General features: G+C 44.3%; 11 protein-coding genes. 1 reads left to right on the plus strand and 10 read right to left on the minus strand.

Translation table 11 applies throughout. The features are described 5' to 3' along the window. Positions 1 to 114: 114 nt before the first annotated feature. The gene (locus K0I73_RS12195) at positions 115 to 1581 is read left to right on the plus strand and encodes a capsule assembly Wzi family protein (RefSeq protein WP_220061371.1); all 1467 of its coding nucleotides are present in this window, start codon (positions 115 to 117) and stop codon (positions 1579 to 1581) included. Between the two features lie 182 nt (positions 1582 to 1763). Here the strand turns inward: K0I73_RS12195 and cysC are convergent, their stop codons facing one another. From cysC to K0I73_RS12245, 10 genes are all read right to left on the minus strand, one after another. Then, positions 1764 to 2399 carry an adenylyl-sulfate kinase gene (cysC, locus tag K0I73_RS12200; RefSeq protein WP_220061372.1) on the minus strand — a complete coding sequence of 212 codons (636 nt, stop codon included), beginning with the start codon at positions 2397 to 2399 and terminating at the stop codon, positions 1764 to 1766. Positions 2400 to 2533: 134 nt separating this feature from the next. Next, entirely contained in the window at positions 2534 to 4261 is a 1728-nt protein-coding gene (locus K0I73_RS12205) for an SLC13 family permease (RefSeq protein WP_220061373.1), read from the minus strand. A gap of 119 nt (positions 4262 to 4380) precedes the next feature. Continuing rightward, a complete protein-coding gene (gene cysN / locus K0I73_RS12210; RefSeq protein ID WP_220061374.1) occupies positions 4381 to 5790 on the minus strand; it encodes a sulfate adenylyltransferase subunit CysN in 1410 nt (469 codons plus the stop codon). A gap of 65 nt (positions 5791 to 5855) precedes the next feature. Next, a complete protein-coding gene (gene cysD, locus K0I73_RS12215; RefSeq protein ID WP_220061375.1) occupies positions 5856 to 6761 on the minus strand; it encodes a sulfate adenylyltransferase subunit CysD in 906 nt (301 codons plus the stop codon). Positions 6762 to 7235: 474 nt separating this feature from the next. Continuing rightward, positions 7236 to 8120 (minus strand): glucose-1-phosphate thymidylyltransferase RfbA, encoded by an 885-nt coding sequence (gene rfbA, locus K0I73_RS12220; RefSeq protein ID WP_220061376.1) that lies wholly within the window; start codon positions 8118 to 8120, stop codon positions 7236 to 7238. Between the two features lie 97 nt (positions 8121 to 8217). Then, the gene (galU, locus tag K0I73_RS12225) at positions 8218 to 9099 is read right to left on the minus strand and encodes a UTP--glucose-1-phosphate uridylyltransferase GalU (RefSeq protein ID WP_220061377.1); all 882 of its coding nucleotides are present in this window, start codon (positions 9097 to 9099) and stop codon (positions 8218 to 8220) included. A 69-nt stretch (positions 9100 to 9168) separates the two neighbouring features. After that, on the minus strand, positions 9169 to 10341 hold the full coding sequence (locus K0I73_RS12230) for a nucleotide sugar dehydrogenase (RefSeq protein ID WP_220061378.1): 1173 nt from the start codon (positions 10339 to 10341) through the stop codon (positions 9169 to 9171). Positions 10342 to 10494: 153 nt separating this feature from the next. Further along, positions 10495 to 11232 carry a DsbA family protein gene (locus tag K0I73_RS12235; protein ID WP_220061379.1) on the minus strand — a complete coding sequence of 246 codons (738 nt, stop codon included), beginning with the start codon at positions 11230 to 11232 and terminating at the stop codon, positions 10495 to 10497. 91 nt (positions 11233 to 11323) lie between these two features. Further along, positions 11324 to 13114: a hypothetical protein gene (locus K0I73_RS12240; RefSeq protein ID WP_220061380.1), complete on the minus strand. Its 1791-nt coding sequence runs from the start codon at positions 13112 to 13114 to the stop codon at positions 11324 to 11326. Between the two features lie 702 nt (positions 13115 to 13816). After that, positions 13817 to 15850: a secretin GspD/PilQ domain-containing protein gene (locus tag K0I73_RS12245; protein WP_220061381.1), complete on the minus strand. Its 2034-nt coding sequence runs from the start codon at positions 15848 to 15850 to the stop codon at positions 13817 to 13819. Positions 15851 to 15872 lie beyond the last annotated feature (22 nt).

Raw genomic sequence — 15872 nt, forward strand, 5'->3', positions numbered from 1 at the left:
CACATTTAAAGCAAGCCGTTCACACACTTTAAGTCTTCGTCCACTATCCCACTTTCCTCCTTGTTATCTCGACGATTCGGGTTAAAATGCGCTAGAAATCGTTAAGGGAATATCATGAAAAAACACTTATTAGCAGGGATAATTTTACTCTGTACAAGCTCGGCGCAAGCTGCCTGGTGGGTCGAGCCAACCGACTTACCACTTCGTGCAGACATCCAACTGCTGGCAGATACTGGCATTATTTTACAGCCTGTTACCACCTTTCCATTAATGTGGGCAGGCCTTAAGCACGATCTCGATAAAGCTGAAGTTGCATCACTGTCACGCATTCAAGCCGATGCCTACAGCAGAGTAATGAGCGCTTATGATAAAGATCATCAAGCCGTTAGCACCCAAGTAAAACTTGGCGCGGCGACTGATACTGCGCGCTTCTTAGGTTTTGGTCACGACTATCGCGATAAAGTGGAAGCCAAAGTCAGTGTCGATGTGACTCAATCTTGGTTTAGTGGCCGGGTTTCTGGCAGTTATCATACCGATCCCATCGACGGCAACAGCACTCGCCTCGATGACAGCTTTGCCGCAGTCATGCTAGGTAACTGGATAGTCAGTGCTGGCACACAGCAAAAGTACTGGGGGCCTGGCTGGGACAGCGGACTGATCCAAACCACTAATGCCCGCCCTATGCCAGGTATCACCTTTAGTCGCAACAACAGCCAGGCTTTTGAAACCCCTTGGCTTAATTGGGTAGGTCCTTGGACCTTTACCACCAGCTTTAGTCAGATGGAAAGCTCGCGCTATGTACCCGATACCCAACATTGGGGAGCCCGCGGCACGCTTAGACCTATCTCTAAACTAGAAGTCGGCTTTTCTTGGACCATGCAGTGGGGCGGCGAAGGTTACGGCAACAGTTTAAGTGACTGGTGGGATGGCCTCTTTAACGGGGGGCAATCTGAAAGCGAAATCGAAAACGGCCAAGAAAACATGCTCGCTGGTTATGATTTCCGCTGGTCTGATACCGCATTTGGTATTCCCTATGGCATCTACTATGAGCGAATCCATGAAGATTATCATCACGGCAAAAACAAGCTGATTAATGCTGCTAATATGGGCGGGATCGACTTGGTATTAAGCGATCTCAATACCCGCGTCTTTATCGAATATGCCGATACTAAAGTGTCTTGCGGCCTCGATTCACAGGTCTATAACTGTTTGTATGAACATGGATTTTACAAAAGTGGCTACCGTTATTATGGCAAAAGCTTAGGCAGCACCTATGACAACGACTCAGAAACCTTGGTTATAGGCGGTATTACTCAGCTCGGTAATAACCAAAACATCACCAACAAACTCCGTTGGCTGCGCCTGAACACCGATGGTATCGATACTGGCAACTCAGCAGGCGGCAATCCTGTTTCACCAGGTGAGTATGAGCGTGTGTATCAATTTGATACTAGTTATCATCGCCCATTTTATGAAGGCACATTAAAGATGGGTGGAACCGTCGGCTATAGCCAATATGTGAATCGAGGTGGCAGTGACTGGGATACCACAGTCTACGCAACTTGGGAGCGCAGTTTCTAGCACGCCCATTATAACCTAAAAGCCCTGAATCAATGATGGATCAGGGCTTTTGTTTTTGGGTTACTTTTAATTTTTACCGACTAACCATATATAATGCTCGACATCAATCGTGTTCCAATCAGTTAGTGCTTAAATCATTAGCCCAAAGTTGATCCCCATTTGAACAAGTTAGTGCAGTGATGCTAGCTTTGAGGAATAATCCCTTCCGCTCTAAGATACTCAATCACCTGTAGCGCGCATTGCTGCACATCTTGGTTTGCTGTTTTAACATGCACCTCTGGTGACACAGGGACATCATAGGCCGAGTCGATACCGGTAAAATGTTTAATCTCACCGGCGCGGGCTTTCTTGTATAAGCCTTTGGGATCACGCTGCTCACACACCTCAAGTGGGGTATCGACGAACACCTCAATAAATTGTTTGTCGCCCAGCAGAGCACGCACCATGGTTCTGTCTGCCGCAAATGGCGAAATAAACGCCGTCGAGACTAACAAGCCTGCATCGACAAACAGTTTAGATACTTCACCTATACGGCGAATATTTTCGATTCTGTCACTGTCTGAAAAACCCAAGTCACCATTAAGCCCATGACGCACATTGTCACCATCGAGCACGTAGGTTTTTGCACCTATGTCATGCAGCATTCTATCGACCGCGTTAGCGACGGTGGATTTACCTGAACCGCTTAAGCCAGTAAACCACAACACAGCGCCTTGGTGACCATTGGCAGCCACTCGAGCCTGATGGGAGACACTGGCCTGATGCCACACAACATCGGTAGATTTATCTTCGCTTTCTACGGTTTTATAGGGTGACATTTCCTATCCTTAACAGTAACTAAAGTTACATTTTAAATCAGTGTTAGCTTTAAACTAGTATTAGCTCACTTGTAGACCAATGTTGACCTCGCTCCACGCTCCGTTCCACTCTCCTCGCTTGCCTTCTCTTTATGCTAAAACGGGAAAAACAGCGGCACGGTTATCAGTACAATCGCACCATAGGTCAGACTCACCGGCACACCGACTTTCACAAAATCCATGAGTCGGTAACGACCCGCATTATAAACCATCAAATTAGTTTGATAGCCATAAGGGCTAATAAAGCTGCCACTGGCGGCGAAGGCCACAGTCATCACAAAAGGTAAAAAGTCGACCCCAAAACCCAGTGCAATACTGTACGCAATGGGGAACATTAACGCCGCCGCGGCATTATTGGTAATAAGCTCAGTCATTAACCAAGTCACTAGGTATACCAAAAATAGCGCCAACATCAGATGCTCTTTATCGGCAACCCCTTCTACCCAACTTGCGACAAAATCGGCTACGCCGCTATTGACTAAGGCATGAGAGAGTAAAATGGCCGATGCAACAATTAACCAGATGTCGACAGGGAAACGACGAACCACCTCATTCACATTTAAGCACTGACTAAAAATTAACACGCCAAGCAGCAATAACATCCCTTGCAGCATCTCAATCACACCAGTTGCAGCCAGTGCTAATGTCAGCACAAAACCACCAATTGAGATCCATGCCTTTTTGCCGTTAATTCGGGTTTCAGGCTCAACACCACTGATCACAATGAAGTTTTTAGCAATATTGTGGCGACTGAGAAAATCCTTGCCTACCGCTAACACTAAAAAGTCACCGGCTTTAATCTGCACTTCACCAAGCTTGCCAGAGATCTCTTCGCCATCACGACGAATCGCCACGGCTGCGGCATCGAACAAGGCCCTAAATCCAGCCTTTTTCATGGTTTTGCCCACCAGCACACTTTCTTGCTTGACCACCACTTCGGTCAGGTTTGAGTCCAATAGGCCATTTTTTTCGGCAAACATCTCCAGCCCTGAAAACTGACTGAGCTGCATCACCTTGGTGATATCGCCACTGAAAATAAGCCGATCGCCAAGCTCCAACACCTCTGTCGGCGTGACCGGGCTAATTAATCGCCCATTACGCACCACCTCGACTAAAAACAACGATTCAAGATGCCTAAGGCCGTTGTCCTCTACCGAGCGACCAATTAACTCTGAGCCCTCAACCACCTTAGCATCGATGAAGTAGCCTTTAGAGCAGGTTTCTTCATGGGCAATATTGGGTAAAAAACCAGACACAAGCCTGAGTACCAAACCACAGCCGAGCACCAACATGGCACCGATGGCAGTAAAAGAGAAAAACGATAATGACTGCCCCGATGCATCGATAACCATACTGTTGACGATAAGGTTGGTCGAGGTACCGACCAGCGTTAAGGTGCCGCCCAATATTGCCGCATAGGAGAGCGGCAGCAGCAGCTTGCTGGCAACATGATGTGGATTATTACGAATAGGCGAGAGTAAGGTGGCCACCACCGCTGTATTATTGAGCAGCGCCGAGCTCAGGGCCGTCATGCCAAAGAGCCTAAGCCACGTCGTACGATAACCACTGACAATCACCTTTGAAGCAATCACCCTAAGTAATCGAGTTTTCTCAAGCGCAAAGGAGCACAGAATAAGCAGCACTAACGTCACCAAGCCTGGGTTTGACATACTCGACAGCAGTTGCTCTTTGGTAACCAAATTAAAGGCCACCAGCACCAGCAGCGTTACGCCAAATACCAACGAAGGGCGATTTTGAAATCGCACCAAGCCCACGATAGTCGCGAGAAATATAGCTATGGTGAGATAAGCATTTAATGACATAAAAACCTGACACTTACACCTGATACTTAAAAGAGCAAAACCGCTCTACAATAAGATTATCCCCCTTATGCTAAGACACGCGATTTAAGCGGCCTTAACACAAGGGAATACAACCTTGATTAGGCTTTCGAAATATCTTTTACGCCCCAATGAGGGAAATGCTTACGCACTAAGGCATTCATCTCAAGTTCAAACTCGGAGATCTCACGCTTTTTGCCTTTGCCCGCATCAATAGTTTTACGTATCATCCCTGCGCCAACGGTCACATTGGTTAGCCTGTCGATAATAATAAATGCGCCGGTATCACGGTTGTCATCATAGGCATCAAACTGCAGTGGCTCAGTTACCGAAAAATGGCAATTACCCATCTCGTTCAACGCCAACTGCTGAGCGGGGTGCTGGGTCAAATGATTGATATCGACTTTATAATTGATGGCATCGGCATAACCATATACTGCTTTACTGCCATGTTTAATGGCGTATTCACGATCGACGCAGAGCGGCTCTTCGGTCATCCACACCACATCGGCTTCGAAATGTGCGCTAGAGTTTGGTTTATCATGAGGGCGCACCAACATGTCTCCGCGGCTGACATCAATTTCATCGGTTAAGGTTAAGGTTACCGCTTGGCCTGCAACGGCTTTTTCTAGCTCACCATCGAAAGTCACAATCGACTTAATTTTGCTCTCTTTGCCCGATGGCAATGCCGCTACCGTATCGCCCACTCTAATTTCACCCGACGCTAAGGTGCCACAAAAGCCTCTAAAATCGAGATTAGGACGATTAACATACTGCACCTGAAATCGGAATGACTCGCTTTTATCTTGCTCAACTGACACAGTATTAAGCAGCTTAAGCAGGGTTGAACCGGGATACCACGTCATATTAGCGCTTTCGTTTACCACGTTATCGCCCTTAAGCGCCGATATTGGCACAAAGCGCACATCACTAAAGGCTAAATCCTTGGCAAACTCACGATAATCTTTCTTAATACTCTGGTACACACCTTGGTCGTAATCCACCGCATCCATCTTATTGATCGCGATGATCACATGCTTAATACCCAGCTGCGAACAGATATAACTGTGACGTCGAGTCTGCACCTGCACACCGTGGCGCGCATCGATAAGAATAATGGCTAAATCAGAGGTCGACGCCCCCGTTGCCATGTTACGGGTATATTGTTCATGGCCAGGGGTATCGGCAATAATAAATTTACGTTGCTCGGTTGCAAAATAGCGATAGGCCACATCAATGGTGATCCCCTGCTCTCGCTCAGACTGCAAACCATCCACCAACAGCGCCAAATCAAACGCTTCATCTGTGGTGTTAAAGCGCTTAGAATCTTTCTCTATCGCCGCCATCTGATCTTCAAAAATCATCTTACTATCAAACAGCAAACGCCCGATGAGGGTCGATTTACCGTCATCCACACTGCCACAGGTCAAGATACGCAACATATCTTTGTTTTCATGGAGTTTTAGGTAAGACTCGATATCAGTTTGCAATAACGTGTTTTCAGTAGTCATGGTGTTTCTCATATTCTGTATAGTTAGCAGCGTACTTACGTCTTAGTATTCAAAGAAGTGATGATTTAGAAGTAACCTTCCATCTTCTTCTTTTCCATTGAGCCAGAGGAATCGTTATCGATCACTCGTCCCTGACGTTCTGACGTTGTGCACAGCAACATCTCTTGAATAATCTCGGGTAACGTTGTCGCTTGCGACTCTACCGCGCCCGTTAACGGGTAACAGCCTAAAGTTCTAAAGCGCACCATCTTGTGCTCAACCTCTTCACCTGGTTCGAGCTCCATACGTTCGTCATCAACCATAATTAATGTGCCATCCCGCTTCACCACAGGGCGCGACTGAGCCAAGTAAAGCGATGGAATTTCAATCCCTTCAAGATAGATATATTGCCAAATATCAAGCTCAGTCCAGTTTGACAACGGGAACACGCGAATGCTCTCACCTTTATCGACCTTGCCGTTATAAATGTTCCATAATTCAGGACGTTGATTCTTAGGGTCCCAGCGATGCTTGCTGTCACGGAAAGAGTAAACACGCTCTTTGGCACGAGACTTCTCTTCATCACGACGGGCACCACCAAAAGCGGCATCGAAACCATGCATATCAAGCGCTTGCTTGAGCCCTTCTGTCTTCATAATATCGGTGTGCTTAGCGCTACCATGAGTAAAGGGAGAGATATTCATTTCCAGACCACGTGGATTTTTATGAACGATGAGATCAAAGCCATATTTCTTGGCGGTCTCATCGCGAAACGCGATCATCTCTTTAAATTTCCAATTGGTATCGACATGCATTAATGGAAACGGGATCTTGCCTGGATAGAAGGCTTTTCGAGCCAAATGCAGCAATACAGAAGAGTCTTTGCCAACAGAATAGAGCATGACCGGATTATCAAACTCTGCGGCAACCTCACGCATAATTTGAATCGATTCAGCTTCGAGTTGTTTCAAGTGGGTGTGAACTGTAGACATATCGACTTCCGTATAATTCCAGTATTATCAAGCTTCTAATAACTAATTTTCGCTAATCAGCAATAGCATTCCGTTCAATCTTGATGCTAAAGTAACTAATTGCAAATGGTGTTAAATGGATAATACCAGCAGGAATTCAATTTAGAAGTTATAGATTAACGTTTTTTTATACCAAAAAGAGATATGAAGTAATCGAAATTAAGGATCGGGGTTCGGGTTCGGGTTCGGGTTCGGGTTCGGGTTCGGGTTCGGGTTCGGGTTCGGGTTCGGGTTCGGGTTCGGGTTCGGCAGAATGCCTTAAACATATCGCAGCACCAATAACTCTTTCGTTAATCTCCGCTGCCTACATCATTTGTCATAAAAGATTAGCTTATCGCACTAACTGATATGGATCTCGCTTGTTCCTTCGCTCACAGGTGCTTATAGTCTGCTTACTTCCTCGTGAGAAGTCACTTTCAGCTCACAACTAATCCCTTATTTATTACTTATCAAAGACATCAAATAGCGACCATAACTATTATTAAGCATCGGCGTTGCTAGGCGCTTAATTTCATCATCGCTCAACCAGCCATTGCGCCAAGCAATCTCTTCTAGACAAGCGACCTTTAGGCCTTGAACGGTTTCTATGGTTTGAACAAATGCGGATGCTTGTTGCAAACTATCAAACGTGCCGGTATCGAGCCAGGCAAAACCACGTCCCAGTAATTCGACGCGTAACTGCCTACGCTCAAGATAAGCTTGATTTATCTCTGTAATCTCTAACTCACCACGATTTGAAGGAACCAAAGCTTTTGCAATATTGATCACTCGACTATCATAAAAGTAGAGTCCAGTAACCGCCCAGTTAGACTTGGGGATTATGGGCTTCTCTTCAATTGACAATGCTTTAAAAGCAGAGTCAAACTCCACCACCCCAAAGCGCTCAGCCTGATCTACCTGATAGGCAAAGAGCGTGGCCCCCTTTGCATCTTTATCCTTCAACCCGGACACTGTGCGTTTTAATGTCCCACTGAACCCTTGGCCATAAAACACATTGTCACCAAGCACTAAACAAACACAGTCATCGCCTATGAACTCTTCAGCAATAATGAACGCTTGCGCTATCCCTTCAGGATTTGGCTGTATTTCATAAGATAGCGTGACACCAAAGTCACTACCATCCCCCAACAAACGCTGAAATAGATGTTGCTCTTCAGGTGTAGTAATAACAAGAATATCGCGAATCCCGGCAAGCATAAGTACCGATATCGAGTAATAGATCATCGGCTTGTCATAAACAGGTAACAACTGCTTAGATACCCCACGGGTAATTGGATATAGCCGCGTGCCAGTACCTCCAGCTAATACGATACCCTTCACATTCATCACCTTGTTTAAACCCCTCAATAACAGCTTAAACGAAAAATGCTCACGTTAGCGAACTAAAGTGAGCATTTATAGCGCTAAGCGGTACATATCAACTTAGCAGCGCTTGTAACTGCTTACGAAAATCATTACCCAGTTTTTCACTGCGAAGGCCATATTCAACGAAAGCAGTCATATAACCAAGTTTGTCACCACAGTCATGGGACTTGCCCGTCATGTTAAATGCTTCAACCGTATCAGACTCAATCAACATATCGATTGCATCGGTAAGCTGAATTTCATCCCCAGCTCCTGCTGGAGTTTTGGCCAATAACTCCCAGATTTTATCCGACAACACATAGCGACCGACGACAGCTAGACTCGATGGAGCTTCATCGACAGCCGGCTTTTCAACCATTGCCTTAATTTGGGCAGCTTCGCCTGGCGCAATACTGGCACCATTACAATCGGCAATACCATACTTATTGACTTCACATTCTGGCACTGGCGCGACCATAATTTGACTCACAAACGTCGCTTTATATCGGGCTATCATTGCCGCCAAATTTTCAGTTTTTTGGTTAGCGGTGTACTCATCTAAAATAACATCGGGTAACACCACTGCGAACGGATTGTTACCAATACAAGGTTTTGCACACAATACTGCATGACCCAGCCCTTTCGCTTCTCCTTGGCGCACATGCATGATCGTCACATCTTTCGGACAAATAGACTGCACTTCTTCGAGCAACTGACGTTTTACGCGCTTCTCTAACGTTGATTCAAGCTCATAGGAGGTATCAAAATGGTTTTCAATCGCGTTTTTACTGGCATGAGTAACAAGCACGATCTCTTTAACGCCAGCAGCAACGCACTCATTAACAATATATTGAATAAGCGGCTTATCCACAAGCGGTAACATCTCTTTAGGAATTGCTTTTGTCGCGGGGAGCATACGGGTCCCGAGACCTGCAACAGGAATAACAACTTTCATCTTAATCCTTAAGATAAGAAAGCCCAATCTTATTGGGCTTTCTTATTAATTAATAGCTAACCGAGTCAGCTACATATCATTTCCAAACAGATCTCGAGTATAAACTTTATCAGCAACATCGAGTATCTCTTCAACCATGCGATTTGACACAATGACATCCGACATACGTTTAAATTCAGCTAAGTCTTTAACAACCCTAGAATGGAAAAATTCTTCATCGTCAAGCACAGGCTCATAAACAACGACCTCGATACCTTTAGCCTTAATACGCTTCATAATTCCTTGAATCGACGACGCTCTAAAGTTATCCGAACCACTCTTCATAATTAAACGATAAATGCCAACTGTCATTGGGTTTCGTTTTAATATTGAATCGGCTACAAAGTCTTTGCGGGTAGTATTAGCATCGACAATAGCCCCTATCAAACAATTAGGTACATCGGCATAATTGGCCCTTAGTTGCTTGGTATCTTTCGGCAAACAATAGCCACCATAGCCGAATGAAGGATTATTATAGTGTCCACCTATACGCGGATCTAAACAAACACCATCAATTATTTGGCGCGTATCTAAACCATGGGTCTCTGCATACGTATCAAGCTCATTAAAATATGCAACTCGCATCGCTAAATAGGTATTAGAGAACAGCTTAACCGCTTCAGCTTCAGTTGATTCAGTAAATAACACCTCAATATCTTGCTTCACTGCCGCTTGTGTTAATAGCTTGGCAAACTCTTCAGCCCGCCCAGAGCGCTCGCCAACGATCACTCTTGAAGGATAAAGATTATCGTACAACGCTTTACCTTCTCGTAAAAACTCAGGTGAGAAAATAATATTGTTGCAAGCAAATTTATCACGAACACTTTCTGTATACCCAACAGGAACTGTAGACTTGATAACTAAAACCGCATTCGGGTTTATCGCCAACACATCAGCTATCACCCCTTCAACAGAGCGAGTATTAAAAAAATTAGTCTTAGGATCGTAATCAGTAGGTGTCGCGATGATCACAAAATCTGCATCTTGGTAAGCAAGTTGCTTATCCGTTGTAGCAAATAAATCAAGTTCGGTGTTGGCTAGAAAACGCTCAATCTCTTTATCGGATATTGGTGAGATCCTCCTATTGATTAAGTCCACCTTCTCTTGAACTATATCAATAGTCACAACTTTGTTTCTTTGCGCTAATAGTACTGCGTTCGACAAACCAACATAACCACTACCAGCAACAGCAATTTTTTTCATTTACAAACATCCAACGCCAAGCAACGCCAACAACAAAAATCGTCGCTAACGGCTTCGACCATAAACAGTAAAGATCCGCCAATCTTAAAGGAATCGTTATGTGATGAAAAGCAAAAAGCAGGGCTTATGCCCTGCTTTTGTGAGTACCCGCCACTATTTGGCTAGGATAGCCTCGATTTTTTCAATAAAGAAGGCACTGTCTTTGGCACCAGTGATCACTTCAAAATCGACTAGTTTACCATTTTCATTACGCCCTAATAGGAACGTCGGAGTCGACTTAATTCCCATATCACGACCGACTTTCACCGATGTATTCACTTTCGCCTGCATCGCTGGATCTTTCATGCAGCTTCTAAACTTTTCACTATCTAAACTATAATCTTGTTCAAGCTGCGCAAATTGCTCTTCCTGCGCGGCTTTCATCTCAAATAAACTCTGTTTAACTTTTGAATAATCGGCTTGCTCCGATGCACAGCGTAGCGCTAATGCAGCAAAGCCTGCTCTTGGGTGTAATGAAACCAAGGGGAAATCATGAGCGACAAGTACCATCTTACCCGTTGCTACGTATTGTTCCTCTAACTCTGGCCATATTGTGCCGTTAAACTCTTTGCAATAAGGGCAATGTAGATCAGTAAACTCCATGAGTACAACTGGTGCATCAACCTTACCTTCTATCGCGGCGTTATCAAAGCTCAGCGATGTCGGTCTAACCAACTCCCCTAAACCAATACGACGGGTCACTTCATGTAGCAACGCTTGGTCTTGTTGCTGCTGTGCTTCTAGTTTAGCGAGTCTGGTTTCAACTGAGCTATCAAAAGAGTGGCAACCTGCCAAAGTTGAAAACACCATAGAAGCGATAGCAAGCCTTTTAACGCTTTTGATTTTTAACATAATTTGTCCTTATAAAAACAAAAACCTCCGCTAAAGCGGAGGTTTTTTTTATTAGCGATTTATAACAAAGGGAGAACCCTTAAGTTATAAATTACTGTTGCCAAGTGTTCAAATCAAGAACAGGCATTACACGGTCGCTGCCACCAGCAACACGTTGAACAGAAACACCGTGAACAGTTTCACGAGGCGCTGTAACAGTGAAAGTCATTGTGTGACGGTTAGCACTAGAATTAGCGTTAGTACCTAAATCACCAGCAGCATAACCACTGTCTTGACCAACATAACCTTGGTCAGCTTCGGCTTTCGCAATTAGGTCTGGTACAAAGTAAACTACTGAAGATTTAGCAGGTACTTTACCTAAGCTAACAGCGATTGCTTCGCGGTTTGTTAGGTTACCGTCTACTGATTCACCGAAGATATCTACAGTCACTTCAGCTTCATCAGTATGTTCGTTAGTAACACGTACGAAGTTACCTGTACCATTTACAGTATAAGGAACTTTAAGTACTGCACCATTTACACCGATGTCGTGAGTGTTTTTAGCAGTTTCACAGTGATCAAGGTAAGTGCTGTCATCAAAGTTCAACGTGTAGTCAGTTGTAACTTTGTAGTTGAAGTTCATGATGTCAGCTGGTGAAGTGTTAGTTACAACATAATATAGCGCGTTGTAATCAGCACCATCTAGGTATGCTTTAGCTTCATCCGTAGTACCGGCATATGGGTTAGCTTCAGCGTCACCGCCAGTAGCTTCTGGAGTGAACACGTCAAGAGCTTCAGTTTGGTACATAGTAGCCAAAGCTAATGTTGAGCCAAATACACCATACTGAGTACCAGTTTCAACTTCTTCTTGAGTATCAAGAGTACCATCGGCAGCTGTGCGAGCGTTCCAAAGTGCCATTTTAACGTTAGCACGTGGGTCTGCACTTGCAACAAACTTAGTTTCTAGTTCGTCATCTGCATCTAGGGTAATTGCTTTATCTAGGGTTGCAGCGCGGTCATAGAATTGACCTTTGTAAACAACTTCAGACTTCTTAGCAATCAGTTGCTTATCAGCATTAGCAGCATCGTATACGAACTCAGTACGAGCAACGATTGCCGCGCCAGTGCTGTCAGCACTTTCAGCATTAACTTCAGCTTCTGAAGTTGAATGGTCGAAGAAAGTAACGAACTGTGGAGAGATATCTAATACAAGTTGCGCTTTTGATACCGCACCTTGGATATCGTAACCTGTGCCACCGTCAGTCTTAGCCGTAGTAGCAGTGATGCTCACTTGCTTAGTAGAGGTAGGATCGGTACAACCGTCGTTAGTGATTTTCACTTCAACTGGCGCGATATCTGCAGCTGCTGTTACAGTAGCAGTTTGAGAAAGCGCTAGACGAGTACCTGCACCAATAGTGATACCGGCTTTAGTGATAAACTTAACTTTGTTAGTACCATCAACAGTGCCATCAGAAGAACCTACAGCAGTGTAATTAGTACCATCAAATTTGATTAGGTGGATTTGGTTAGCGTTGCCAAAAAACTCAGCGCCAGACAGTTCCATCTCAATCAATGTCCCTGGTGGGATATCGGTAGTAGGTACGTAAACGATGTGCAAGTCATCAGCAGCGGTGTTGATTGCAGCGAATGGCACTTCAAGCGACTTAGTTAGCTCGTATGCAATCTTACCTTCAAGAGTTGATTCTAACTGGTCAACAGCTGCACCAGTACGGTCGGCTTCAGCCACACAAGAAGCATTACCATAGATAGCATCTTGAGCTGTAACACCTACACCAGTTCCTACTTTGTATACTTCGAAACACGCTTCGGTACCAGCGTATGCATTACTAGCAAGACCAGCAAGAACTGCTGAAGCTACTAGCGCTTTCTTTAAGTTTTTCATTCATTTTCTCCGTAAAAAAATTTTTAATGAACGGTAAATTTTTTAAAATCCGTTCATTTGGTCCACGTGTCCCAGAGGGCAAATAACTCTATTCAATTAGTTGTTAGATGCTTCCTCTTAAAATGTAAAATACGACTGCAACACATGTACAGCGGCCGGTGTTTGCATGCGTTCACTTGCCGCAAAAAGTGTCACCGTTTAATACTTTACGGCGGACATGATAATCAGATTGTATAAACATAGTCAACAGGATTATAACGAATTGAGACCTAGTTGTATGTTTTTCCTACGCCTCGTTATTTTTTACTGATAACCTGTTAATGAAAACGCTTATCAGTTTCCTATTGGATGCCATAATATCACCTAGCCGCTTAAATTTAAAAGCATTAAGATCACATAATTAGCGCTTATATACACCTCTTATAACAGCTGTTCGAATGGCTAAGTGTAGTCGTAGAAGACCACAAAAACAATTTCATCAAACTGAGTAAAATCAAGCACTGTGATAACGATCCATAAAGGTCAAATTAGTGGCGACATGAAATTAAATCACAATTTCGCAACATTACAAAAGGCAATATCACTCTTTCAAAGTGCAGAAGGAAAAATTACGAAGAAGATTAAGAAAGGATAAGGCAAGTAGTGTAACAAAAAACGCCCTATCGTTATGATAGGGCGTCGCAAAAAAGTAACCAACAGATATTAGTTGATATTAACAGGGAAACTATATAGCTCTGATAACTTTTTACCAAAATCATCTAGATCGACAGTATCTCTGATAATCCGTGGGGTAATAAGGATCATCAATTCACTGCGACTTTTCTCATTTCCTTTGTTTTGAAATAAGTTACCAAGTAGCGGAATGTCACCAAGTAATGGTACTTGGCTATCAGTAACTGTGGTATTTTCTTGAATCAATCCACCCAAGATAACTGTCTGCCCATCGGCCGCAAATACACTGGTGCTAATACTACGGCTCGTGATTGCCGGTGTGAGCTTATCTTCACCAGAAGATGATGCTGGTACATTTGAGGTCTCTGTAGAGATTTCTAAACTGACTAATCCGTCGGCATTTATGGTTGGCAACACAGATAATGAAATACCTGTAGAACGGTATTGCACAGAAGTTCGACTAACATCTGGGTTTGTATCACTACTTGTCGTTTCGGTTTGTACTGGTATTTGAACACCTGAGTTGATGCTAGCACTTTCACCATCTCTTACGACTAAATAGGGACGCGATAGCACTCTCACATCGGTTTTACTAGCCAATAAACTCAGTGCAACCTTCCAGTCGCCTCTGACGGCATCCATAACTAGGCTACTAGCGGAAGCATTGAGATCGACTGTACCCATATTGCCGCCTTTGATGCCCTTTTCGTTGTAAAACCAGTCAATACCACGCTGTGCATTGTTGCCCAATTCAACTTCTGCAACAATGACCTGTAATGCAATTTGACCAGGCAGCCTATCTAACTGCTCTAGCAAGTTCATAATTTCATGGTATTTATTTGGCGTAGCATGGATCACAATCGCATTTTGTGATTCATCGGCGGTCACTTTAATGCTGCCCTCCATATTGGCAGGGGCCACCGCAGCTGGCCCAGCTTTATCATCAACTCCACGACTGGACGCAACAGGAGTTGGAGTGCGGGGGAATAAGATATCAATACTCTTAATTAAGTCGACCGCTTTAGCAAATTGAGGACGATAGACATAAAAGCGCTCTGACTCGCCGCCCGTTGCCACATCAATTTTTCGCGCCCACATAGAAACACGCTTGCCCAGCACCGACGAACCAGAATAGACCACCACAGCATTGAGTCGATTAAGTGGCACCATGGCGATATCCTCACCAATAACCAGCCCTTCGGCTTGCATCAGCTCGGACAACTGCTCCATTAATTCATCCGGGGTTAAATACACCAAGCTTAATAAACGTATATCACGCCCTCGCGCATGGGGGACATCGAGCATAGCGATTACCTGTAGCGCACGTTCAACATCCGCGCGACTGCCTTCAACCACTAATAATCGGTTAGCCGTGTCAGGATAAGCTTTAGCATTGCTTAGCTTTTGTAAAATACTGATCACCGCTCTTGATGAATTATAGGTATAAGGGACTAACTGGACGATATCATCGCCTGTGGGCGGTAAATCTGCAGCTTCTCCACCGATACCAACAGAGCGGTTTGCCACGCTTGATCTGCTTTTATCTAAATAGACAATATTGTTTTTTGAGTACACCTCAATTTTATGTTGAGCCAATATCTTACGCGTGATTTCGTAAAGCTCATCGGGAGTGACTTCTTTTTGCAAATTTAACGCTGTTTTGTCACGCATACGTTCAACGTCAGATGACATAACATAGCTGATGGATAACACCTCACCAAAGACATAGTGTACAAGTTGAGGGATCTCCATCTCGTTAAGTGCGACCTTTAATGGTTCGCTAGAGGAAAATACCGGTGTTTGCGTCAATAGTGGTGAGCCCGTTTTCAACTCATCCATGGAGTTAATAACTTGCTCAGAAAAGGCCAACTCTGGCTTTTTATAGTCTTGCCTTTCTTTCTTTTGCTCTAGATTATTTCCATCTGTGTGCAAGAATGAACCATCAACTTCAAACGACTCATCAATAGGAGGGTTGATCGCTGGACTCAAAGACGCGCATGACGATAAGAAGCTCATCACACCGAATGCAAATAGACTTTTTGTTATAATGTGTACTGTTTTCATTGATTCTTTTCCCAAACGCCAA

It is taken from the genome of Shewanella mesophila, from assembly GCF_019457515.1.
Lineage (GTDB): Bacteria > Pseudomonadota > Gammaproteobacteria > Enterobacterales > Shewanellaceae > Shewanella > Shewanella mesophila.